Source organism: Actinoplanes sp. 13 (assembly GCF_056134165.1).
Genome location: NZ_JBVYOQ010000007.1, coordinates 118,375 through 140,927, shown reverse-complemented (window position 1 = coordinate 140,927; position 22,553 = coordinate 118,375). Strand labels below are relative to the sequence as shown.

Here is a 22,553-nt window from a genome sequence, read left to right as displayed (position 1 = left end):
CGCTCACGAGGGCGGGTGCACGATGGCGGCATCGGGGACCCGCCCTGCGGTGAGCAGAGCGTCCAGCTCGCCCAGCAGCACCTCGAGGTCGTCCGGTCCGGTCAGGTCGTAGTGCTTGCTGACCGCTCGATCATCGGCGACGCGAAGGGCATCGAGCTCCGCCTCGCCGCTGATCCAGAGCAGCACGTTGCCCATCCAGGTCGCCGACTCGAACTCACCGGCGACCACCGGTTTGCCGTGGTTCGGGGCGACCGGGCGGATCCGCCATGCGAGCCCCAGCCGTTCCCAGGTCCCGGCCCGGGCCGCAACGGCCGGCCCCAGCGCCTCCAGCGGGAAGTTCACGATCGGCACTATCGCACGGCACGTCCCCTCGTGCCGTGCCCCGCCTCAAGGGGGCGCCGCCTCAAGGGGGCGCCGCTTCGGCCAGGTAGGCGACCGCCTTCTGCGGGTCCAGCAGCCATGCGGTGACGTCGTTGGGGTCGTCGAAGCCGCTGGCGAAGCGCCGGGCGACGGCGTCGCTGGTGGCCGCGGTGCCGAGTACCTGCTGGACGTGCGGCGGTAGCGGCTGCAGCATCGCGTTGGTCCAGACGGTCACGGCGCGGCCGTGCGCACTCCAGAAGGACTCGAACGTCGCGGTCATCCACTGCTCGTCGAACGGCTGGTCGCCGCGGTCCAGGATCCGCCGCAGGTAGTGCTGGGCGGCTTTCGCCGCGGTGTTGCTGCCCTGGCCGGTGATCGGATCGTTGGCGATCACCACGTCGCCGAGACCCAGCACCACGCCGCCACCCGGCAGATGCGCCACGGGCCGGCGGACGGTGGGCGTGTAGCGGCCGGTCAGCGTCGCCCGGTCGTCGGTGAGGCGGACGTCCGCGCAGCGTTCGTGCACCCAGGGCAGGTACTGCTTGATCAGGCCGAGGCTGAGTTCCAGGTGCTGGTCGTCGTCGGCGCCGGCGAGCACGTCGAGCGGGCCGCCCGGGATCGCCTCCCAGAACAGCGCGTGGCAGGGGCCGCTCGCGGTGAGCAGCGGGATGACGAACAGCTCGCCGAGACCGGGGATCGCCTGGAACGCCACATGCGGTTGCGGCCACGCCGGATCCGGTGCCAGACCGTGGACGTACGCGACAGCGAGGCTGCGCTGCGGTGCCGTACACGGGGAGCGCTGCGGATCCCGCTCGAACATGGCCACCAGGTCGCCCCTGCCGGCGGCGACGATCGTCAGGTCGTACCCGCTGTCGCGGGTGTAGGCGTCCAGGTCGGCCGGTATCACCGCGCCGTAGACGACCTCGATGCCGCGTTGCTCGGCGTCGCGCAGCCAGCGCGACATCTTGATCCGCTGGTCGACGGAACGGCCGGGCCGATCCAGCGGGGCCGAGAACTGCAGCGCCAGGGTGCCCGGCGGGGCGCAGAGGGACAGTCGCAGGCCGTTGATCGGTGGGGCGAGGCCGGACCAGTGGTCCAGGTCGTACGCCCGCTCCGTCTCCAGCGCCAGGTCGAACATCGCCTGCGTGGACGTCGGACGGCCGCCGTGGATCTGTTCGGGGGTGCGGGCCGAGCAGATGGTCACCCGATAGCCCTCGGCGTGCAGCGACAGTCCGAGCTGAAGGCCGGCTTGACCGGCTCCGACGATGAGCACGTGCCGCAAAGGTGCCTCCGCGTGGCAGTCACCGGTGGCCGGATGGAGCGGCCGGTGCTTGCGGTGACCGTACACAGTTACCTGCGGATATGACCATGGGTGAGTATCTGAATACGTAGTGATATGACCGGAAAGAGATAGACAAGCAATTGCCGGGCACCGATGGAGATCTACACCGCGAAGGTGCCCGACGACCCTTTTCCGAGTCAGGGCCGCGACGGCTGCGTGGAGCCAGGTCGAGGCTGGTGCGCTGAATGCTGGGGTTGCGGTGCGCCGTTGATCGTGGCGGTCAGCGTGTCTCGAGCGACTTGAGAGTCAAGCGCGTCCAGGGCGCAGCGTCGATGGGTGAACCGGTTAATCGGCTCGTCCGTTCGTCCGGCAGGATGGCTGTCATGGCAACGATTCTGATTACCGGCTCCAGCGACGGCATCGGGCGGCACACGGCGGAGGTCCTGGCGACGGACGGGCATCAGGTGACGTTGCACGCCCGCACCGAGCGCCGCGCCGAGGACGCGCGGAAGGCCGTGCCCCAGGCGCACGGTGTGGTCGTCGGTGACCTGGCGTCCCTGTCGCAGACCCGGGAGCTGGCTGCCCGGGCGATCGAAGCCGGCCCGTTCGACGTGGTGATCCACAACGCCGGCATCGGTGGTGGGCAATCCGCTCCGGAGATCACCGAGGACGGGCTGGAGCGCATCTTCCAGGTCAACACGCTCGCCCCGTACCTGTTGACCGCGCTGATGCCGGCACCGGCCCGCCTGATCTATCTGACGTCGGGACTGGAAGCGGACGGCCGGGCACGCCTCGACGACCCGCAGTGGCAGACCCGGCAGTGGGACGGGATGCAGGCCTACAGCGACTCCAAGCTGTACGACGTGATGCTCGCCTTCGCGGTGGCCCGGCTGCGGCCCGGCACCCTGAGCAACGCGGTCGACCCCGGCTGGATCCGCACCCGGCTCGGCGGCCCGGACGCCACCGACGACCTGCCGCAGGGCGCGGACACCCAGGTCTGGCTCGCCACCTCGGACGAACCGGCGGCCACGGTGACCGGTCACTACTTCAAGCGCCGCACGGCCCTGCGAGCCAACCCGCAGGCGTACGACGAAGGCCTGCAGCAGCAGCTGCTCGCCCTCTGCACAGACCTCACCGGCGTCAAGCTCCCGGCCTAGCCACCGTCCGGGGCCGTCGGCGAGCGGGGTGAAGAACGGCTCCCATCCTTTGATCATCCGGTCGGTTCCGTTCCACCTCCATGGGAGCGGAACGAGCCGACGAGCGCCGGTCGAGGCCGCCGTTGGATGCTCCATGATCCAAGACCCGGCCGCTGCGGCTTCGGTTGCTTTCGCTCGCGCCCACGTGGGTCAGCGATCGCCCGGCCGCTGTTACCAGGCCGCCGATCGGGTCTATGCCGACTCAGGGACAGAGGTACTCCATAGCTACCTTCATTCAGCGAACGCTACGTGCTCGTCGTCCCGGCCTCGGCTCGCAGGGCCGCCGAACGTGTGGGGCGCGATGTTCGCTCCCTGGTGCGGTCGCGCCGGACCAGGTAGGGCACGATGGGTCGGGTGTCGGCTTCCCCAGCCAATCAGAACCCGGTTCTCGTGCCCGACCTTCATGCGTGCCGGGCGGCAGCTCGCGCGGTGCAGGCAACAGCGTTGTGGCCGCAGGTCAGGGACGCGGTGCGCCCGCCCGGGGTCGGCATCCACCGGTCCCGGCCCCCGCTCGGCGTGCTGCTCTACGGCGCGGCCCGCGACGGTCGCCTGGTCTGGCGGTCCGATGGGGAGTTCGCCCTGCTGGAACCACCGATCGCCCGGAGCCGGGAGTGGGCCACCAGCGACGCCGGGCGCACCTGGCTCAGCCGCCTGGACCGCTGGTGGGATCACCTGGTGTTCGGCGTTCCGCCGTTCCTCCTGCTCGCCCTCAGCATGCCGACCTCGTTCGTCCCGGAAGTGGGCGTTCTCCTGGCGCTCCTGCTGATCTGCGCCGCCCTGCTGTACGTCCTGGCGCAGATGACCTTCGGGCTCATCGGGCGATCCGCCAGGCACCTGCGCGGCACGCCCGACGACAGCGCCCGGAGTCTGCACTGGACCGTGGTCCTGATGCACCTGACCGACCCGGCGAAGGCCGATCGGCTGCTGCGGGCCGCGCTCACCCGGTCGCAGGACCTGACCAGGGCGAACATCCGGCCGGACGTGGCGGAGGGCAGCCACGCGTTGATGTGCTTGGAGCGCGGGATCACCACCGGGCAGGCCCGGCGGGCTGTCGTGGTCGCACCGGTGGCGACCGGTACGGACCCGGACCGGCCCGGCGTCTACGCCGTGCTCGACGGCGGCGAGTTCACGCCACCGGATCCGGGGGCGCACCGCCCGATCAGCTTCATCCCGGTGCTCCTGCTCGGCACGGCGCTCGTGGTCGGCGTGGCCGGGCAGCTCACCGCGGCCGCCGAGGCCACCGCGTGCGCCGGCGCGCAGGACTGCGCCGGCCGGCCGGCGACCTGGATCGACGCCGTGACGTGGCTGCTCAACCGGATGGTCCTGGACGATGCCGGGCTGACCCCGGCCACCACCCAGGCACGGATCTTCGGCTGGCTGATGCTGCCACTCGGCCTGGTCGTGCTGCTCTGCCTCGTCGTCGCGGGCCGGCGGCGGGCAAGCATGTTCAAGAAACGACAGGAGAGGACGTACGCCCACATGGACGCAACGATCAACCGGCGCATCCGCGTCCTCGTCCTGACTGTGCTGGACGTGGAGCGCGACGCGGTCATCAGCGCCGTCGCCGCCGCGAACGGCCGGCCGCCCGAGCCCGACACGGAGGCCGGCTATCCGATCTTCCGCCTCGGCCGGCTCGGTGACCAAGGCACCGAGGTGCTGCTCGCCCAGGCCGCACAAGGCATCGTCACCCCGGCCGCGATGTTGCTCACCGCGGAACGGCTCATCCCCGCCGTGAATCCCGACTACGTCATCCTCGCCGGCATCTGCTTCGGGCTGTGGTCGCGCGAGCACGACCACGGCGCACAGGAACTCGGCGATGTCGTCGTCTCCGAGTATGTGCAGAACGTCGACCACCGGAAAGTTACCGACGAGGACGGCCGCGAACGGATCATCTGGCGCGGCGAGCGGGTCCAGGCGACCACCCCGCTGCTGCTGGCTTTCAAAGCGGCGACCCAGGGCTGGACCGGGCGGCCGGTGCACTTCGGCCCGGTCCTGTCCGGCAGCACTCTGGTCAGCAGCAAGGCGTTACGCGCGGAACTGCGCAAGGAGTTCGAGGAGGCATCGGCCGGTGAGATGGAGCTGACCGGCGTCTACGCGGCGAACGCCGGTCGCCGCAGCGGCTGGATCATGGTGAAAGGCATCTCCGACTGGGGCTCCGGCGAACTGACCGACGGCACCCGGCGGCCCGCGGCCGAGGCTGCCGCCTCGTTCCTCGTGCACGCGCTCACCTTCGGCACGCTGCCGGTCCCCCCGCGCGGTTGACCGTGATGCGGCGGAAGACGGTTCGGTGGCTCATCGTCTTGGGTGCTGGGCTCGGCGCGCCGGCCGTCCGCTACGGACGGACCGGCTCCCGGTCGCGGTGCCGGAATATGATCGTTGTTCCACGGCCGTGCGACAAGCCCGGCTGACGAGGGACGGCGGTTGACGTGTTCGCGCTGGTGGTTCGCTTCGATTGCCGGGATGAGGCCGCCGCCGCGCGCTTCGACGAGTTGACGGCGGCCGCCGTCGAGCAGATCACTGAGCGCGAGCCCGGCACCCTGTTGTACGCCACGTCGGCCGTCGAGGGCGAGCCGCTGGCCCGGGTCTTCTACGAGGTCTACCGGGACCGCGAAGCTTTCCAGGCGCACGAGGACGCCGAGCACGTCCGGCGCTTCCACAAGGCGAAGGACCCGCTGCTGATCGCCACGCGCGTGGAGTTCCTGCGTCCGGGCCCGGCCAAGGGGTGAACGCGGTGCCGGCGCCCCGGGCCGCCTCCAGCTTCCGCAAGGTGACCAGTCGGTCCAGCGGTTGCATGATCCGCCCGGCCGGGGCATGCAGCCAGGTGAAGCCGGTCCGGGGGTACCGTCGGTGTAGGTCAGCGTGGCGGTGCTGGAGACTCCGCTTGGTCGGCCGGTCGAGGAGCCGAGCAGGCCGAGACTCGAACCACGTGGCGGCCAGGCCGCAGGGCACCCCGGCCCGTGCGGCGAATGCCGGAAATGCCGGGAGGTCAGCCCGGCTCGAGGAGGCAACGGCAGAGGAATCCTGGGTGCCGGCGGATGCCGCGGAACCGGGCAGTTTGTCGATGGCATTGAGCACCGCCCCCGGCGCGGGGATCGTCGGCGGCCCAATCTCGGAAGGGATTGTTGAGGTCGGTGGCAAGCCAACGGTCGGTCTTGGCGCCGGCCAGGGACAGCTCCACGCCGGTTCGCCGGAACCGCGCCCGCCGGCAAGACATTCAGCAGGGCGGGCTCGTCGAGCCGTCCGGGCGGTGCGGTCCACCGCAAGGCGAGTGTGTGAACGGCGGTAAGCCCCGCCAGCGTGGCCGCGGAGATGACTCCGCCGCCGGTCAGCGACACCGTCCGCACTTGGTGCAGGCCGCGGGGCGCCCGTGTGATGTCACGGCGAAAGCCCGGACGCAACGGCGCGGCCGCCCCATTTGAACCGCTCGAAGCTCAGGATGTTCACATCCACCGTCTGCTCCCCCGGATGGAGCTCACAAATTCGGCAGGTGCCGAAGCCCGGTCGCTCCGCGAAGGCGTGGGAAGGCAGCAGGCGGGCCACCGTGTAGGAGCCGAGGGCCGAGCGGAGGTCGAGCCTTCGACTGGTCAGGCTGGCGAGAACGTCTCCGTCAGGCCGCGCACAGATGGCGGCGACGGATCGTACGGCTCGAACAGCATGTCGGGGGTACCGGCCGGGTCGGACGACATGACCGCATCCTGGCACGCCCGGCACCGATGAGTTCGTGCTTTCTGCGGCGTACTACTGGGGACCGCACCTCACGAATCCGAAGGAATTCCCATGCCGACCGTCCAAGCGATCATCAGCACGCCGGACATCGAACGCCAGCGCGCCTTCTACGAGCGGCTGCTCGGCGCAGTTGAGACGAGCCGCTTCCCCGCCGACGGCCAGCCGTTCTTCGTCAGCTTCACTCTCGGCGATTCCGCGTTCGGGCTCGTCCACGAGGCCGGCACCGACCTGTCCGCGCCGGCGCGCTTCGTCCTGAGCGTCGAGGTCCCCGACGTCGACGCGCTGCTGGAGCAGGTCGAGGCCGCGGGCGGGCGGGTGCTGGCCCCGCCGACCGACATGCCGTGGGGCCAGCGGGTGGTCCATCTCCACGATCCCGACGGCAACATGGTCAACCTGACCCGAACCCTGCCGGCGGATGCGCCTCAGTCGAAGTGAACGCGCATCAGGCGGCTGGCGGCCCAGTCCTCCGGTCGAGTCGGTCTGATGGTGCCGGGGTCGTGCGGCTGGTTGAGGTCGTCGACGATGGCTGCGATCGCCGCGGCCCGTTCGGTGGGATCGGTGACCGTTGTCGCGTACGCCGGTAGGTCCGCATTGATGCCGTTCTTGAGGTGGAAGGTGAAAGCGGGGTTCGCTCGCAGGTTCGCGTACCAGCCGGTCGCACCTCCGCCCGCTCCGTCGCAGAGATAGGTCGTGCCGTTGGCGCGGTAGAAGAAGATCTCGATGCGGCGCGGTCGTCCGGTGCGCCGCCCCGTGGTGGTGATGTCGACGATTCGTTCGCGGGTTCCGGCCGCGGGTGTGATCTCGATGGCGCGCCTGATCTCGTGCGGCAGGTGGGCAAGTGGATCCGGCGCGCCGCGCTGATCTGCGGTCGTCATGCGGCTTCCTTCTGCAGAGCGGGACCGAGGAGGAGGCCCCCGTCGATGACGTACTCGGCGCCGGTGATGAAGGACGCGTGCGGCGAAACGAGGAACAACAGCAGCGCGGTGATGTCGGCGGGCAGGCCCAGTCGCGGGACGGCGAACGGCTCGGGCGAGTAGAAGTCGGCTATCGGGGCGGCGCTGCCGGCTGCCGGCTCGGTGATGAACGGGGTGGCGACAACGCCGGGGTGGATGGCGTTGACGCGGATGTTGTCGCGGCCCAGTTCGAGGGCAGCGGTCCGCGTGAGCCCGCGGACCGCCCACTTGCTGGCGACATAGGGCGCGTACAAGGCCGTACCGCCGATTCCCATGGTGGAGGCGATGTTGACGATCGCTCCTCCCCCGGCGCGCCGCAGCGCCGGTGCGGCTGCCTTGATGGCGAGGAAGGTGCCGGTGAGGTTGATGTCGAGGATCCGGGCCCAGGTGGCCTGTTCGGTGGACTCGATGAGGGCCGGCGGGTTCTGCACCCCGGCGTTGTTGACGAGGACGGTGAGCGCGCCGAAGGCCTTCTCGGTCTCCGTGACGGCGGCGGCCCACGACTCCTCCCTGGAGACGTCGAGGCGGACGAAACGCGTCCTGGCTCCCAGCTCGGCAGCCAGGTCCGAGCCACGCTCGACGTCGATGTCACCGATGACGACGTTGGCGCCTTCGGCGTGCAAGGCGCGAACGTGGCTGGCTCCCTGCCCGCCGGTGCCACCGGTCACGAGGACGGTCTGGTCGGTGAATGGGGGCATCTGATCCTCCGGATGGGAACGAGACGTCAACCGGCGAACCGGTTGGTGAGTCGCACGACTCACCATGCCGAAGCTACGCCGGCTCCGGTGGTGAGTCAACCCACTCACCTCGCTATTCTGGACGCATGACCCCAGTGCCGTCCGCCTATCACCAGCGCGTGGCAGCGGAGAAGCGCTCGCTCCTCGTGCGAGCCGCCACCGAGCTCTTCCTCGAGTTGGGCTATGACCGGACATCACTGGCCCGGGTGGCCGAGAAGGCCGGGGTTTCGAAAGCGACGCTGTTCAAACAGTTCCCGACGAAGGCGGCCTTGTTCGATGCCATCGTCGTCGACTCCTGGGCCGAGAACGACGGCGCCGACGTGCCGCCCGCCGGTGACCTGACGGCCGGTCTGACGGTGCTCGGCCGGCGCTACGCGACGCTGGTGAGCCAGCCCGAGATGACGGATCTGTTCCGCATCGTCATCGCCGAATCGCCACGCTTTCCGGAGCTGGCTAAAGCACAGTTCTCCCGGGGCAAACTGCCGTATTTCGAGACCGTTCGCGCGTACCTCCTCGCCGAGCACGACGCGGGGACCGCGGAGATCGCTGATCCGGAGATGGCCGCTACGCAGTTCCTCGGGATGATCTCCAACTACCTGTTCTGGCCGAGTCTGGTGCTCCCGGACTGGACGGTGACCCCGGCCCGCACGATCGCGGTCGTGGACGAGGCCGTCCGCACCATGGTTGCGCGGTACGCGCGGCTGCCGGCCGCCTGAAGCCACGCGGTCACCATCGGCTCAGGCGACCGTCTGCCACCAGGCTTCGATCTCCGGCGGGTTGTCCACGTTGATGCGCTCGCCGGGCCGCGGGATCGCCAGCCGCACGTCACGCGCCTTGGCCTCGCGCCAGGTCCGCTCGGCCGGCTCGGACCAGCGGTGCGGTGCCAGGTCGAAGGTGGCCCAGTGCACCGGGATCATCAGACCTCCGCGGACGTCGAGGTGGGTGGCGACGCCGTCCTCCGGCACCATGTGGATGTCCGCCCAGGTCTCGGCGTACGCGCCCACCTGCACCAGCGTGACGTCGAACGGGCCGTACTGCTCGCCGATCGCGGCGAAGCCGGGGAAATAGCCGGTGTCCCCGGAGTAGAAGGCACTGCGGGCCGGTCCCTTGATCACCCAGCTGGCCCAGAGCGTCTCGTCGCGCCGCAGCCCACGGCCGGAGAAGTGCCGGGCCGGTGTCGCGACGAGGTCGAGGCCGGCCACCCGGGTGCTCTCGTGCCAGTCGAGCTCGACGATGCGGCTGCCGGGCACGCCCCAGCGCGACAGGTGAGCGCCGACGCCGAGCGGCACCACGAACGTGACGTCCTTCTGCAGGGCGGCGAGTTGCCGGATGGTCGCCGAGTCCAGGTGGTCGTAGTGGTCGTGGGAGATGACGACAGCGTCGAGTCTCGGCAGCTGCGAGAGCGAGGCCGGCGGCTCGTGCAGCCGGCTCGGGCCGGCCAGCTGCGACGGCGAGCAGCGGCGGCTCCACACCGGGTCGAGCAGGACCCGGTGGCCCTCGATCTCGAGCAGCGCGGTGGAGTGCCCGTACCAGGTGACGTGCAGACCCTGCGCGTCACCGGCGGACCCGCGGACCAGCGGGATCGCCTGGCGCGGGCGGCGGTCCCGGCTGCCGGTCAGCGCCGCGCGGACGATCTTGGGCATCTCGGGGAGGTGCAGGGAGGTGTCGGTCGGAACGCTGTTGTGGAACCTGCCGGCGGAGTACTGCGGGGAGGCGTCGAGCCGGGTGCGCCGCGAGGTCGTCATACCGATAATGTAGGCGGTGATAACAATGTAGTCAACGCTTACATCACGGTAGGGTGGTGGCATGACGGCTCGCCCCTACCACCACGGAGACCTCCGCGCGGTGTTGCTGACCCTGGCCGAGGACACCTTGCGCGAGCGGGGTCCCGGCGAGCTCTCGCTGCGCGAGCTGGCCCGGGCCGCCGGGGTGAGCCCGGCGGCGCCCAGCCGCCACTTCAAGAGCAAGCAGGCACTGCTGGACGCGCTGGCGCTGGCCGGTTTCGAGCGCCTGACCTCGGCGCTGACCGAAGCCCAGGAGAAAGCCGGCGACACGTTCGCGCAGCGGCTCGACGTCCTCACCCACGCCTTCGTCGGCTTCGCCGTGGGCAACGCCGCCCTGCTCGAGCTGATGTTCGCCCGCAAGCACGACCCCACCGCCCCCGCGGAACTGGTAACGGCGACACACCGTTTGATGGACGTCGTGACCCGGGTCATCGAGGACGGGCAGCGCCGGGCCGAGGTCCGGGAGGGCCCGGTGGACGTGCTCATGGTGCCGTGGGTCGCCCTCATGCAGGGCCTGACCACGCTGGCACTCAGCGGCGGCCTCTCCGCCGGCCAGTTCGAGCAGAGCCTCACCGAGACGGTCGCCTTCGCCCTGCGCGGCTACGCTCCCTGACCCGGCGGTCAGCAGAACCGGGGCAGGTGGTGAGCCAGCTGGGCGCGCCACGACGGCCAGTCGTGCGGGACGTCATGACCCCACAGATCAATTTCATGGCGTACGCCCTTGTCGCTCAGCCGTTGCGCCATGCGCCGGGTCGATTCCAGGGAGCCGGTGGTGTCCTCCCATTGGCCCTGCCCGCAGACCAGCAGGATCGAAAGCCGTGACCGCAGCCAGGCGAGGTGGTCGCCGTGCAGGTTCGCGACGTACGCCGCGGGGTTGTTGAAGTAGACCGCGTCGCCCGCCTCGCCCCATCCGCGCCAGGTCGTGGGGTCGTAGTTGCCGGAGAAGCAGAGCGCCACCGGGAACAGGTCGGCCCGCTTGAAGGCGAAGTTGAGGGCGTGGAACGCGCCCAGCGAACAGCCGGCCGTGACGATCTCCGCGGCGTCGCCGCTGTCCGCCCGGATGTGCGGGACCACGGCGTCGAGGATCCACGACTCGTACGCCCCGTGCCGCCGGGCGCGCTCCTCCACCGGGAGATCGGTTGCCGACCAGGTCCCGGCGTCGAACCCGTCGACGCAGTACAGCTTGACCCGGCCTGCGTCGATCAGCTCGCCGACCGCCGCCACCATGCCCTGGTCGGCGAACTGGTGCGCCTGACCGTACTCGCTGGGAAACACCAGGACCGGCCGGCCGTAATGCCCGTAAGCGGCGACCGTGCCGCGCACGCCGGCCGGGGTCCACAGATCTGCCGTGTAGTGGCGCATGCCGGTCATCCTCCCCCGCTGTTGCCGGTGGGTGTCATCCTCAGCGTGTGGAGCTGTGGCGGAAACTGGTCATCCTGTGTTCCATGTCCTTCATAGCTCTGGGGCTGGTCGGGTCGGGGCTGATCGACGGCTACCACAACATCGCGATCCGGGCGGAGGGGGTGGAGACGACCGCGGCCGTCCGCGGGCTGAACCACGACGCGATCCTGGTGGAGTACCGGTGGGAGGGGCAGATCCGGACCGCCTGGACCGATCGGGTGGCCGGCGAGCCGCCGGCCGTGGATCGCTTCGTGCCGGTGCTCGTCGACCCGGACGACCCGGATTGGGTCACCATGCCGGAGTGGGTCGACCGCGCCCCGCCGAGAATTCTCGGCAGGATCGGATCCGGGCTCCTCATCGCGCTGGGAGCCGCCCTGCTGCTACGGCACATGCTGCGCGAGGAGGAGCCGGACCGCCCGATCCTGCGGCCGCGCACCAAGCGGCGGCCACCGGACCGGCGGCGAAGGGTCAACCGGCAGCTCAGACGGCGTCCGCGGTGAGGCGCCGTACCACGCTCATCACGTCCGCCCCGGCGGCCGGCACGCTAGGCGTACCCGGCACCGCACCCGTGATCCGCGCCGAGCCGCTGCCGATCCCGCACCCCATCACGATCAAATCTTCGGTACGGGCTACCGACGTCACGCCGTGCGGCAGCAACGGCCGGCGCGTCGTGCGATCGTCCGCTGCCCCGGTTGCCGGCGTGTGAGCCCGGGCCACGATCGAGAAGCTTCCGGGCGTTGCGAGTCAGAAGTCCAGGTGCTCGTATTCGACGCTTCTCAGCCAACTGGTCAGCTCCGCGATGTGGTCGCGGGTGACGCCGTGGGCGACCCATTCGTTCTGCTGGTCGAGCTGGAGGAACCCTTTTCCTGCGAAGGCGCGCCGTAAGTAGTCGGTGAAGGTCAGGCCATGCACTTCGTAGCGGACAAGCGGATCCGCGCCGGCGTGGGGTAGCCAGACAGAGTATGGGGCGCCGCCGCTGATGTTGGCCTTGTGGAGGTAGTCGGCGGCGATGGTGATTTCCAGCGGTCCGGCGATCTCGGGATGCAGTTCCGCCGATTCCTCCTGCCACTCCTCGACCGAGAACCACGCCGTGCTGAGGTCGATGATCTCCAGAGGGTCGGCGACCGTGAGTTGTTCGGGTACGCCGGGCGGGAACGGGGCGTTCCAGGTACCGCGCGGGACGAGGTCGATGGTCCCGACGATGCGCCAGTAGGCGGCCAGTGCCGGCGGCACCGCCGATTCTGTGACCTGCTCCAGTTCTCGCAGCCGATCCTCAACATCCGCGGCGGGGCCGGGCAGCGCCTGCTCGTCGCTGACCGGCCAGCCGCAGGCAATGAGAGCAGCGGTGAGGTTGGCGGCGTTTCGCCGGACACGATCCATGGTCAGTACGGCTACCTGCTCGGCCTCCGCGCGCCACAGGTCGTCGAGGTAAGTGACTGCCGCAAGGTCGCGCCACACCCGTCGGTGGTCCCCGTCCCGATAGCGCGCCACGAGATCCCCCGGTCGCAAGAGCCTGCCGACGGGCATTCTTGTCTGCGCCGCCCGCACGGCTCGGGCAGCGTCCAACGCGGGAGCAGTGACGGCGGGATCGGCATGCCTGAGCACTTCACGAGCCTGCCTGCCCAGCGCTTCGTGGTCGCGAAGCCTGACGCACAGGTCAAGCCAGCGGTGGTCCCGCGACACGAGATCGCGCAGCTCCGCCGAGTGCCACTGCGGGCCCGATCGGGAATATGAATGCGGCGACAGGAGACCGAGAGCCTCGGCCGCAGCCGTCAACCCGGCCGTGGTCGCCAGGCATTCGTCGGAGAACAGGTGGCTCACGTTGTCCCAGGCCGGTCCGTCGTCGGTGAACATGACCTTCAGAGCCATGAAGCGGCCGAGGTGCTCATGGTCGTGGATTCCGTGCCGCAGGGCATCGCGAGCCTCAGCTGTCCCGATCCCGAAAAGCGCGTGGGCGGCGGCTACCGCGACCGGGTGGACGGGGCATTCCTCCCACAGCGCGATCAAAGTCGGGACGGCCGGCTCGTACCGCAGCCGGCCAAGTTCGCCAACATGATCGGCCACCGGCTGCCAACCGGCAACACCGCGCACGGCGGAGATGCCTTTATCCTGGTAGGCCCGCGCCTCGTCCGCAGTAAAGCTGTCCCATTGCTGGATGCTGACGCGGGCCTGGCTGCCGGCATCCGGCCATCCAGCGAGAGCCTCGAGGAGGGACTCCAACACCCGCGCGCCACCGATCTCATCTCCACCCGAGCCGCCTACCACGCGCACAGTATGCCAGCGGCCAGATGATGAACCGCCGTTGCTCAGCGCCACCGGCGACGGACCAGTCCATGCCGGACCTCGCGCACCAGGTTCGGATGCGGCATCGACTGTCTGTACCGGAATCATGAGACGACTGGCTTGCTGGGTGGGCCGATCCGGCCGAGAAGAGTGTGCTGGGTGAGCCGTTCGTCAGGCGATCAAGCGGTCAGCGGTCAGCTTGCGGGACGCGTCTGCGAGCAGGGTGCGCAGCCGGTCCGCGGGTAGCGGGGCGGCGCCCGGGTCGGCGGCGGGCGGCTGCGGGGCGGCGCCGGAGCGCAGGGCTTCTACGAGCTGCACCCAAGCGGCCCACATCGCGTCGGGGTCTGCGCAGTACGGCACGACATAGGGGCCGGTTTCGGGTTCGAAGCGCCAGCTTTCGGCCAGGGGGCCTGCGTCGACGGTGTCGAATCCGAGCCGGCTGATCAGCTCGGCGGCGCCGGCCTTGGCCTGCGGGTCGTTGCCGGCGATGGGTAGCGCGGTGCGGTCAGCCGCGCCGGCGGGGCGCGCCAGTGCAGAGATGTGGTGTTCGCCGATGTTGTTGAAGGCCTTGACGAGGTGGGCGCCGTCCAGCTGCTGTTGGACGAATTCGCTGGTGGTGATCTCACCCGCGTCGAGGGCGGGGATGTGGCCGTCGCGTGTCGCGTAGTAGTTGCCCGTGTCCAGCACCACCTTGCCCGCCAGTTCAGCCGCGGGGAGCTGCTTGTATGCGGCGAGCGGGAGGATGCTCACCACCACCCAGTCGCCGGCTCGGGCGGCTTCCTCGGGAGTCGCGGCACGGGCTCGTGCGCCGAGGTGCGCCACTTTTTCGGTGAGAGTTTCCGGCCCGCGGGAGTTGGCCAGGACGACGTCGATACCCGCTGCGATTGCCTGCTGGGCGATTCTGGTGCCGATGGCACCGGCGCCGACAATGCCGAGTGTTGCCATGGAAAGTTCTCCTCATCTCGCGGACGCAGTCGTCCGCCGGTGCAGCGGAAGCTGAGTCAGGGCGGGCCCATGAGCAGCGGCCCAGCCAAGCGGAGCAGGTGCTCCGCATCAAGCTAACACCAAACGGAACACATGCTCCTGTTGCCCGGGTCACAAACGGAGCAAGAGCTCCGGAACCCGATTCCTGTCGTACGCTGGACACCGTGACGCTCCCTGACCACGCCACTGCGGGGCCCAGGCCGGGCCGCCGCGCCGACGCCGAGCGCAACCGTGCCGCGATCATCAACGCGGCCGGTGAGGTGTTCGCCGAGTGCGGCGGTGGTGTGGACGTCAGGGAGATCGCCCGGCGCAGCGGTGTCGGCATGGGCACGCTCTACCGCCATTTCCCGACCAAGGACGAGTTGCTCGCCACCGTCCTGGAGCAGCAGTTCAACGCATGGCTCACCGACGCCCACCAGCAGGCCGTAGCCAACGAGGACCCCTGGCAGGCACTTGTCGGCTTCTTCGAACAGCTGCTCGACAACCAGGCCGGCAATCGCGCCGTCGTCGAGAGCTACGCCACCACCGGTGGCCCCAGCGCCGCCTGCATACAGCGCTGCTACTCCATCATCGACCAGGTACGCACCCGCTGCGTGGACGCCGGCGTTCTGCGCCCCGGTGTGACCACCGAGGACCTGTTCCTGCTGAGCGGCTCCCTGAGCCAGGCCGTCCTGACCACCGCCGTCAGCCACCCGGGTCAGTGGCGCCGCCTGCTGCGCATCTCCCTCGACGGCCTCAGTAGCCGCAACACCGAACCCCTACCTGATCCCGGCATGGGGCACGGACACGTCGGCAACGACTGACCGCGTCCAGCCGGAGACGCACCAGCGCCCACGGTGACAATCACGGGCGGCCGATTCTGCCCGCCGTGATCGACAAACCGCCAGGCCTGTCCTCAGTGGCGTAGTGCTGACCGCGCCGACAGCGCCGGTCGGCATGCTCCGCGAAGAGCTCGGCCCCGCCAAGGCGGGAGAGAGACAGCAGCCGTCAGGCGCCTTCAGCACGCGTGGCACATCCTCGCGGCAGATCCGTGCGCGTGGCGCTCGGTGCCGGCGGCGCCGAAGCCGACAAAGGCGGCGCGCTGGCGACCCTCGCGGCCCAGCCCGGCGGACGGGCGCTGCTCCGGGCAAGTCACGACAGGGATCGCCGTGCCCGTATTGTGGCGGCTCGGCGAGGCGACGGTGGGCCTGCGATGAGTACGACCACCCCGCAAACGCATCCGTAAGCGGATCGAAAGTGCGGTGGTGTCGGCCCGCCGCCTCTACGAAAAAGCGGGCTTCCAGGCCGAAGGCGTGCTCCGGGACGCCCTGCGCACCCCGGGCGGCTGGGCGGACGCCATCGTCATGTCCGCCCTCGCCCCAGCTCCCTGATCCTTTTGTCTTTATCGGACGACTGCGGTCTCGTCGGATTCGGCGACAACGGCTGCCAGGGCCTCGGCCTGGGCGAAACTCTTGGCGAGGGAGAACGTATTCTTGATGCCATGGAAAGCGTGGGAGAAACCGCCGTCCCCGAGAGCTTCCAAATGAATTTCCCGGCGTTCCTCATGGTCCACTACATAGAGCCGGACGCCCCATGTGCCGGTCAGTCCCTTGCGGGAGGCCAGCAAGGCTATGTCAGGCTGATCGTTGAACTTGTCGAGCGGGTTGTCGCTGACCGTCAGCGGTTCGACGGTGGCTTTCTGGCTGCCCGGCGCGGCGTTGAGCAGCGCCGCCACCTCGGCCAGCGGAATCGCGGTGTCCACAATCATCGTCTTGGTCTGCATGACGTGGCGCCTCCATAATGGAATGTTCTCAGAAGGGACGTTACTCTTCGCCATGACGGACCGAGCCACCCGCTCGGCTCACCTTTTTCGCATAACGCCGCTCAACGGCGCCGTCTTATGCTCGAAGTCCGGCTGCCGAGCCCGCCCGGCACAGGCACCGCTGCGGTCTGCCCGGACCGCGACGGAAGAGTCGCCCGGGATGTCGGACCCGGGCCGTTCAGTTCGGGTGCAGGACGACCGGCAGGCCGTCCTTCGGGAACGGCAGGGAATGGTGATCCAGCGGCGGCACATAACCGGGGTCGATCTCCCAGTGGTAACACCGCAGCAGCCGGTGCATGATCGCTTTCACCTCGAGGGCGGCGAAGTGCAGGCCGATGCACTTGTGCACACCACCGCCGAACGGTTCCCAGGCGAACCTGTGCGACCGGTCCTCCCGGCGTCCGGCCCCGAAACGGTCCGGGTCGAAACGCTCCGGGTCGGTCCAGTACTGCTCCATCAGGTGGGTGAACTGGATGCCGATCGTGCACATGGTGCCGGCCGGAATCCGTACCCCCTGCACGACGGTGTTCTTGACGGTGTGCCGGACCACCACCGGCACCGGCGCGCGCAGCCGCAACGCCTCGCGCATGACCAGGTCGATCGCGACGAGCGCCTCGAGTCCGGCGCGGTCGGGCGCCGGTCCCAGCGCCAGCGCCTCGTCCCGGCAGCGTTGCTGCCACGCCGGGTGCTGGCCGAGGTGTTGCAGGATCGTGGCGGTGGTGATGGTCGACGTGTCGTGCGCCGCCATCATCAAGAAAATCATGTGGTTGACGACGTCGTCGTCGGAGAAGCGCTCGCCGTCGTCGGTCTCGATGTGGCAGAGCACCGAGAAGATGTCGTCGGTCACCGTGGCCCGTCTGGCCGGCAGGTACCCGCGCAGGAAGCTCTCCAGCACCCGCCGGGCGCGGTAGGCCCGGCCCCACCGGGTGAACGGCACGTCGGCGCGCACCACGCCGGAGGCGGCCTGCACGCAGGTGAGGAAGGCCCGGTTGACCCGGGCCATCTCCGCCGCGCTGGTGTCCCGCGCGCCACCCATGAACAGCTCCGCGGCGATGTCGAGGGTGAGCTGCTTGAGGCGCCAGTGCGCGGGGATCCGCCGGCCGACCGCCCACCGTGCCGTGCCGCGTTCGATCGCCGGGTGCAGCCGGCTGGTGTAGCCATCCAGCCGCTCCGGGGTGAACGCCTCCTGCATGATCCGCCGATGGGCCCGGTGGTCGTCGAAGTCGAGAAGCATCAGGCCGCGGCGGAAGAACGGGCCGACCAGCCGCGCCCAGGCCGGCTCGTTGGCGAACGCCTTGTCCCGGTTCTGCAACGCCTCGCCGCAGGCGTCCGGCCCGAGCAGCATCACTGTGCTGCGGCCGAGCATCCGGGCCGGGGCGACTGCGCCGTAGTGCTCCCAATGCCGCCGATACAGCTGGACCGGATCCCGTTGGTACGCCAGGAGCTGGCCGATGAACGGCAGCCCACGATCCTCGCGGCGCAGGCGAGGGAGAGCACGCGGTGCCGCGCTGTCGGCCGCCATCGGCTCACCTCGCCCGTCGCATCTGTCGTATCGACCAGCGTGGCCAGCGGGGGACGCCGGTGTCAACGGCACGGCTGGGTGCTGCCGCACCTGCGAAAAACGAATCCCGGCCTCATCGTGCCGGGCTGGGGCGTTGGGGTGGTCGTCTTCGACCGGGCCCGCTCACCCGCCCCTGCGCTCAGCCTGACCGGGCGGCGACCGCACGGCTGCGCTGGGCGCACTGCTGCTGGGAGCCGCCCATGCCCTGACCCGGCGGCTCGCCTCGCGGTGAGGGTGCCCGTCCCGGGACACCCTCACCGCCGGCGGTCAGGCGCCGATGATGGCGTCGATGATGCCCTGCTGGGTCACCGTCGCGGTGGCGCGGTCGAACAGCGCGAACCCGTATTGGCCGTTGTGGCCGTTGTCCCAGTACGCGGTCGCCGCGCCGTACTTCTTGGCGGTCGCGACCAGAGTGCGCGCGTAGTCGGCCCGGTACCGGTTGTTCGCCGGATCGGCGGACGTCTTGTCGATCGAGCCGTACTCACCGACGAAGACCGGATAGCCCTTCACGACGAACGTGTCGTGCACCTTCTTCAGCTGCGCGTCCATGAAGTCTTCCTGACCCCATACCGACTTCTTCGCCGGGTTGGTGGCGGCCGCCCCCCACTGCGTGATGGTGCCGTCCTCCGTGCCGGCGAAGTCCCACGGGTCGTAGTAGTGCACCGAGATCATGATTCGCTTCTCCGCGCTGGGGATGGCGGCCGACCGGTACTGATCGGTGGGAATCACGAAGCCGGAACCCACGGTGTGATCGATGTTGGTGTTCCAGCCCGGCACCAGCAGCCACCGCGACGCGTTGGTGCCGCCGGTGCGGCGCACGGTGTCCACGAAGATCTGGTTGTACGCGTTGATGTTGGAGTAGCACGGCTGCGTCGGGTTGCCGTACTGCCCGTCGAAGTTCTCGTTCATCGACTCGAAGATCAGGCGTCCGCTGTAGCTCTGGAACCTGGAGGCCACCTGCTGCCAGACCTTCTGGTACTTGTCCCTGATCGTCGTCTGGTCGGCCGCGTCGCAGATCAGCCAGGCGCCGCCGACGCTCTTGTACCCGTCGCCGTGCATGTTGATCAGCACATACAGACCCCGGTCGTGGGCCAGGTCGACGACCTGCTGGATCCGGTTCAGCCAGGCCGGGTCGACCGTGTAGCTCGGCCCGGCGCCGATCTTGTTGAGGTACGAGACCGGGATGCGGATCGTCTTGAAGCCGGCCGCCTTGACCCGGTCGATGAGCGCCGAGGTGACGACGGGGTTGCCCCAGGCGGTCTCGCTGGGCACTCCGTCGATGTTGGCTTCCAGCTGGTTGCCCAGGTTCCAGCCCTTGCCCATGTCGGCGACCAGCTGCGCGGCGCTGCCGGTGACCGGCCCGGTGCTCGGGCTCGTGCTGGGGCTCGTGCTCGGGCTGGGACTGGTGCTCGCGCCGGCACTGGGCGTCGGGGAACCGGTCGGGGTGGTCACGCCTCCCGTGCACGCCGTGCCGTTGAGGGTGAAGGCGCCGGGCACCGGGTTGCTGCCGGTGAAGGCGCCGTTGAAGCCGAACGACGCGGTGCCGTTGGTGGCGATGGCCCCGTTGTATCCGGCGTTGCGCACCGTCACCGCGGCTCCGGACTGGGTGAAGGAGCCGTTCCACAGTTGCGTGATGCTCTGGCCGGCGCCGAAGGAGAAGGCCAGACTCCATTGGGTGATCGGATCACCCAGGTTGGTGACCTTCACGGCGGCGCCGAAGCCGCCCTGCCACTGGCTGGTCACCGAGTAGTCGACCCGGCAGCCGGCGGCAGCGCTCGCTTGCAGCGCGACCGCGACCGAACCGCCGACGGCGACCGCGGCGATCGCGGCCGCGGACACCACTTTTCGTGTTCGTGTTCGAGACATGGGGGATGGTCCTTCGGGGATTCGGGAGCGCTCCCACGGGGGTTGGGCGACGACTCCGGGGTGTGGAGGGGATCACGAACACTATGCCCGATGAGGCGTACGAGAACCACGCCCGGGCCTTGACTGTGCCCTGAGGGTACGCCGTCGAGATCCGGCGCGACCTGGACGCCACCCGCTCCTGGCCGAGGCGGCCGGCAAGGTTCAGCGGGGCGGCGACCCTCACACCCAACCGGTTCTGCTGCACGCTGTAGCCGAACTGCTCAGCGCCGCCCAGATCGATGTCTTGCAATGCGCCAACGCCTTCATCTACCCGCACGCACAGTCCCAGGCACTCAGACCTTTCGCATGGTGGAGCCGGCGTGCGCCGGTACCCGGCCGAACAGCGCGGCCAGCGCGGCGTCCGACGCGGCCAGGGCGGCGCGGTCGAAAGTGCTGCCGGCCGCGACCAGTTCGGCGGCACCCGTCCGGTCGACCAGCTCGGCGAGCCGCCGCTCCACCTCGGCCGGCGTGCCGGCCACCGCCGCCGCAGCGGTCTGCTCCATATATTGCTGCTGGCGGGAGGTCCGGGAGGCGGCCCGGACCGCGGCCACCGGTTCCAAGGGCGGGAACACCCCGGTGGTACGACCTCGCGCCATCGCCCACGCCTCGCTCAACAGCAGGTCGGCGGCGTCCGCGGCGGTGTCGGCGACCAGCACGTCGAGGCTGATCGCCACCCACGGCTGCGGCTGCCGCGCCGACGGGCGGAAGGCGCGCCGATATCCGGCCAGCGCCTCCAGTCCCGGTGCCGGGTCACCGCTCACACCCAGCAGTGGCCCGCCGACGATCACCGGAAGGCCCAGCTCGGCCGCGACCTTCAGGCCGCTCCCGGTGGCCAGCACATGAAGCGGCACCGGCCCGTCCGGTTGCGGGTGCAGGGTGATCTCGGCCGTGCCGTCGAGGAACGCGGACAACTCGCCGAGGTCGGCGGCGAAGTCGCGGTCGGTCTGCCGCAGCGCCCGCCGCACCGGCGCGGTGAAGCCGGGCGAACGGCCCAGACCGAGGTCGACCCGGCCCGGCGCGAAGGCGGACAAGGTGGCGAACTGCTCGGCGACCACGAGCGGCTGGTGGTGCGGCAGCATCACCCCCGCGGAACCCAGCCGGATCGTGCTCGTCGCAGCGGCGACGGCCGCCAGCAGCACGGCCGGGGCAGCGCCCGCGATGCCGGGGACGCTGTGGTGCTCGGCCACCCAGAACCGGTCGTAGCCGAGCCGCTCCGCGTCGACCGCCCGCGCGACACTGCCCCGCAGCGCCGCGGGCTCGGCCTCGCCGGCACGGGTACGGGACCGGTCCAGCAGGGAAAGTCGAGGCACACCGTTGGTCACAGTCAGTTCCAGCCGCCGCCGTGGCCGGGTTGTTCCCACGGGATCATGGTGAACATGCTGTCCTCCGAGACTTCCCTGATCGCCGCGACGGCCGTACATCTGGGCTTCCAGGCGACGGTGACCGTCATCGTCTACCCGGCGCTGGCCCGCACGCCCCCGGCGCAGTGGCCGGTGGCGCACAGCGCCCACTCCCGGGCGATCACTCCGGTGGTGGCCGTGGTTTACGGGTGTCTGCTGGCGGCCTGCGGGTGGTCCCTGTGGTCGGGTCCGGACGCCGCGACGGTGGTGGCGGTGGCTGCGACGGCCGCCGCGATGCTGGTCACCGCGGTATCCGCGGGGCCGGCGCACGGACAGCTCGCCCGCGGACACGATCCCGACCGCGTCCGCCGCCTGCTGAAGGTGGACCGCCTGCGTGCGGTGGGCGCGGCAGTCGCCCTGCTGGCCTCCTTGGCGGCGGCGTGGTGACCGCACACGCAGCAACGGTTCGGGCGGTGCCGGTGGGTTACCGGCGGACAGCAGTCAGGCACCAGGTGGCATAGGCGAGGGTGACGTCGCCGTCGACCGCGGCGGCGACCGCCTCGAGGATCTCGGCGAGCTTGTCCGGTGGCATGCTCGCGAGGCCGCCGGAGGTCAGGATGAGTTGGAGCAGTTCGTCGCGGGCGTAGGTGCGCTGCCAGTCGTAACGGCGGATCTCGGGTTCGGCGAAGCAACCGGACGCGTGGACTCCCTCGGCGGCCCGGTCGTAGAGGGAGCGGTAGCCGTCGAGGATGGAGCCGGCCGGCTGCCGGTAAGGCAGGTCGGGCGCAGCCCGCCGTAGCCCCTCCGCGAGCGCTGCGGCAATCGGCGACGGCAGCTCGTAGGCGTGGCCGAAGGGTGCGAGGACGCCGCCCGGGCGCAGGACCTCGGCTGCCTTGGCGGCGCCGGCGACAGGGTCGACCCAGTGCCAGGCCGTGCCGGAGACGATCGCGTCGAAGGCGCGCCCGGCCGGCTCCCACGTCTCGAAGGTCGCGACCTCGACGTCGATGCCGCTGGCGCGGGCGAATTCGGCCATCCGGGGGTCGGGCTCGACGCCGAGGACGGTGCGCCCGGCAGCGCGGAACTGGCGGGCTTCGATCCCGGTCCCGCAACCGGCGTCGAGGAACGCGGGGCCTGGCGCGGCGGCGACGATGTGCTCGATCAGCGCCTCCGGATATGGCGCCCGGCTACGGTCGTAGTGCTCCGGATCGCTTCCGAACGACTCCGCGACGCGGCGCACTTC

The 22,553-nt window shown here is 70.1% G+C and carries 24 protein-coding genes; 11 read left to right on the top strand and 13 right to left on the bottom strand.

Annotated features, from left to right (window positions below):
* Nucleotides 1-3 precede the first annotated feature (3 nt).
* Together AC0NH5_RS17080 and AC0NH5_RS17075 are read right to left on the bottom strand one after the other, a co-directional pair.
* Complete coding sequence (locus AC0NH5_RS17080; protein ID WP_474404691.1) at nt 4-342, bottom strand: hypothetical protein; 339 nt, start codon at nt 340-342, stop codon at nt 4-6.
* 61 nt (nt 343-403) lie between these two features.
* On the bottom strand, nt 404-1,642 hold the full coding sequence (locus AC0NH5_RS17075) for a styrene monooxygenase/indole monooxygenase family protein (protein ID WP_474404689.1): 1,239 nt from the start codon (nt 1,640-1,642) through the stop codon (nt 404-406).
* Between the two features lie 383 nt (nt 1,643-2,025).
* Here AC0NH5_RS17075 and AC0NH5_RS17070 point away from each other — a divergent pair, with 383 nt between their 5' ends.
* The 4 genes from AC0NH5_RS17070 (at nt 2,026) to AC0NH5_RS17055 (ending at nt 6,999) form a co-directional block, all read left to right on the top strand.
* The gene (locus tag AC0NH5_RS17070; protein WP_474404687.1) at nt 2,026-2,799 is read left to right on the top strand and encodes an SDR family NAD(P)-dependent oxidoreductase; all 774 of its coding nucleotides are present in this window, start codon (nt 2,026-2,028) and stop codon (nt 2,797-2,799) included.
* A 393-nt stretch (nt 2,800-3,192) separates the two neighbouring features.
* On the top strand, nt 3,193-5,100 hold the full coding sequence (locus AC0NH5_RS17065) for a 5'-methylthioadenosine/S-adenosylhomocysteine nucleosidase family protein (RefSeq protein ID WP_474404685.1): 1,908 nt from the start codon (nt 3,193-3,195) through the stop codon (nt 5,098-5,100).
* 164 nt (nt 5,101-5,264) lie between these two features.
* Complete coding sequence (locus AC0NH5_RS17060; protein ID WP_474404683.1) at nt 5,265-5,564, top strand: putative quinol monooxygenase; 300 nt, start codon at nt 5,265-5,267, stop codon at nt 5,562-5,564.
* 1,051 nt (nt 5,565-6,615) lie between these two features.
* Nucleotides 6,616-6,999 carry a VOC family protein gene (locus AC0NH5_RS17055; protein ID WP_474404681.1) on the top strand — a complete coding sequence of 128 codons (384 nt, stop codon included), beginning with the start codon at nt 6,616-6,618 and terminating at the stop codon, nt 6,997-6,999.
* On the opposite strand, the gene AC0NH5_RS17050 is transcribed toward AC0NH5_RS17055, so the two are convergent.
* The gene (locus tag AC0NH5_RS17050) at nt 6,987-7,439 is read right to left on the bottom strand and encodes a nitroreductase/quinone reductase family protein (RefSeq protein WP_474404680.1); all 453 of its coding nucleotides are present in this window, start codon (nt 7,437-7,439) and stop codon (nt 6,987-6,989) included. The two genes, AC0NH5_RS17055 and AC0NH5_RS17050, sit on opposite strands and share 13 nt — an antisense overlap.
* The gene (locus AC0NH5_RS17045; protein ID WP_474404678.1) at nt 7,436-8,215 is read right to left on the bottom strand and encodes an SDR family NAD(P)-dependent oxidoreductase; all 780 of its coding nucleotides are present in this window, start codon (nt 8,213-8,215) and stop codon (nt 7,436-7,438) included. The genes AC0NH5_RS17050 and AC0NH5_RS17045 overlap by 4 nt, the downstream gene beginning before the upstream one ends.
* 125 nt (nt 8,216-8,340) lie before the next feature.
* On the opposite strand from AC0NH5_RS17045, the gene AC0NH5_RS17040 reads away from it, so the two are divergent.
* Nucleotides 8,341-8,970 carry a TetR/AcrR family transcriptional regulator gene (locus tag AC0NH5_RS17040; protein WP_474404676.1) on the top strand — a complete coding sequence of 210 codons (630 nt, stop codon included), beginning with the start codon at nt 8,341-8,343 and terminating at the stop codon, nt 8,968-8,970.
* A 21-nt stretch (nt 8,971-8,991) separates the two neighbouring features.
* Here AC0NH5_RS17040 and AC0NH5_RS17035 read toward each other — a convergent pair whose 3' ends face one another.
* Nucleotides 8,992-9,999 carry an MBL fold metallo-hydrolase gene (locus AC0NH5_RS17035; RefSeq protein WP_474404673.1) on the bottom strand — a complete coding sequence of 336 codons (1,008 nt, stop codon included), beginning with the start codon at nt 9,997-9,999 and terminating at the stop codon, nt 8,992-8,994.
* Between the two features lie 61 nt (nt 10,000-10,060).
* Here AC0NH5_RS17035 and AC0NH5_RS17030 point away from each other — a divergent pair, with 61 nt between their 5' ends.
* The gene (locus AC0NH5_RS17030; RefSeq protein ID WP_474404671.1) at nt 10,061-10,651 is read left to right on the top strand and encodes a TetR/AcrR family transcriptional regulator; all 591 of its coding nucleotides are present in this window, start codon (nt 10,061-10,063) and stop codon (nt 10,649-10,651) included.
* Between the two features lie 8 nt (nt 10,652-10,659).
* On the opposite strand, the gene AC0NH5_RS17025 is transcribed toward AC0NH5_RS17030, so the two are convergent.
* Nucleotides 10,660-11,400 (bottom strand): esterase family protein, encoded by a 741-nt coding sequence (locus AC0NH5_RS17025; protein ID WP_474404669.1) that lies wholly within the window; start codon nt 11,398-11,400, stop codon nt 10,660-10,662.
* Nucleotides 11,401-11,483: 83 nt separating this feature from the next.
* Here AC0NH5_RS17025 and AC0NH5_RS17020 point away from each other — a divergent pair, with 83 nt between their 5' ends.
* Entirely contained in the window at nt 11,484-11,939 is a 456-nt protein-coding gene (locus AC0NH5_RS17020; protein WP_474404667.1) for a DUF3592 domain-containing protein, read from the top strand.
* Nucleotides 11,940-12,183: 244 nt separating this feature from the next.
* Here the strand turns inward: AC0NH5_RS17020 and AC0NH5_RS17015 are convergent, their stop codons facing one another.
* Together AC0NH5_RS17015 and AC0NH5_RS17010 are read right to left on the bottom strand one after the other, a co-directional pair.
* Nucleotides 12,184-13,755: a hypothetical protein gene (locus AC0NH5_RS17015; protein ID WP_474404665.1), complete on the bottom strand. Its 1,572-nt coding sequence runs from the start codon at nt 13,753-13,755 to the stop codon at nt 12,184-12,186.
* 138 nt (nt 13,756-13,893) lie between these two features.
* Nucleotides 13,894-14,667, bottom strand: coding sequence for an NADPH-dependent F420 reductase (locus AC0NH5_RS17010; RefSeq protein WP_474404664.1), 774 nt, complete (start codon nt 14,665-14,667; stop codon nt 13,894-13,896).
* Nucleotides 14,668-14,870: 203 nt separating this feature from the next.
* On the opposite strand from AC0NH5_RS17010, the gene AC0NH5_RS17005 reads away from it, so the two are divergent.
* The 3 genes from AC0NH5_RS17005 (at nt 14,871) to AC0NH5_RS16995 (ending at nt 16,076) form a co-directional block, all read left to right on the top strand.
* Nucleotides 14,871-15,509, top strand: a complete 639-nt coding sequence (locus AC0NH5_RS17005) for a TetR/AcrR family transcriptional regulator (RefSeq protein ID WP_474404662.1) — start codon at nt 14,871-14,873, stop codon at nt 15,507-15,509.
* A gap of 203 nt (nt 15,510-15,712) precedes the next feature.
* On the top strand, nt 15,713-15,931 hold the full coding sequence (locus AC0NH5_RS17000) for a DUF1206 domain-containing protein (protein ID WP_474404660.1): 219 nt from the start codon (nt 15,713-15,715) through the stop codon (nt 15,929-15,931).
* 19 nt (nt 15,932-15,950) lie between these two features.
* Nucleotides 15,951-16,076, top strand: coding sequence for a GNAT family N-acetyltransferase (locus AC0NH5_RS16995; protein ID WP_474404658.1), 126 nt, complete (start codon nt 15,951-15,953; stop codon nt 16,074-16,076).
* 11 nt (nt 16,077-16,087) lie between these two features.
* Here the strand turns inward: AC0NH5_RS16995 and AC0NH5_RS16990 are convergent, their stop codons facing one another.
* The 4 genes from AC0NH5_RS16990 to AC0NH5_RS16975 all read right to left on the bottom strand — a co-directional run bounded on the left by AC0NH5_RS16990 (nt 16,088) and on the right by AC0NH5_RS16975 (nt 21,334).
* Nucleotides 16,088-16,468, bottom strand: a complete 381-nt coding sequence (locus AC0NH5_RS16990; RefSeq protein WP_474404656.1) for a hypothetical protein — start codon at nt 16,466-16,468, stop codon at nt 16,088-16,090.
* Between the two features lie 217 nt (nt 16,469-16,685).
* The gene (locus AC0NH5_RS16985) at nt 16,686-18,029 is read right to left on the bottom strand and encodes a cytochrome P450 (RefSeq protein WP_474404654.1); all 1,344 of its coding nucleotides are present in this window, start codon (nt 18,027-18,029) and stop codon (nt 16,686-16,688) included.
* A 306-nt stretch (nt 18,030-18,335) separates the two neighbouring features.
* A complete protein-coding gene (locus tag AC0NH5_RS16980; RefSeq protein WP_474404652.1) occupies nt 18,336-19,934 on the bottom strand; it encodes a cellulase family glycosylhydrolase in 1,599 nt (532 codons plus the stop codon).
* Between the two features lie 332 nt (nt 19,935-20,266).
* A complete protein-coding gene (locus AC0NH5_RS16975; RefSeq protein WP_474404651.1) occupies nt 20,267-21,334 on the bottom strand; it encodes an MsnO8 family LLM class oxidoreductase in 1,068 nt (355 codons plus the stop codon).
* Between the two features lie 15 nt (nt 21,335-21,349).
* Between AC0NH5_RS16975 and AC0NH5_RS16970 the strand changes: the two genes are divergently transcribed.
* On the top strand, nt 21,350-21,760 hold the full coding sequence (locus AC0NH5_RS16970; RefSeq protein WP_474404649.1) for a hypothetical protein: 411 nt from the start codon (nt 21,350-21,352) through the stop codon (nt 21,758-21,760).
* Between the two features lie 37 nt (nt 21,761-21,797).
* On the opposite strand, the gene AC0NH5_RS16965 is transcribed toward AC0NH5_RS16970, so the two are convergent.
* The gene (locus tag AC0NH5_RS16965) at nt 21,798-22,550 is read right to left on the bottom strand and encodes a class I SAM-dependent methyltransferase (protein WP_474404647.1); all 753 of its coding nucleotides are present in this window, start codon (nt 22,548-22,550) and stop codon (nt 21,798-21,800) included.
* Between the last annotated feature and the right edge of the window lie 3 nt (nt 22,551-22,553).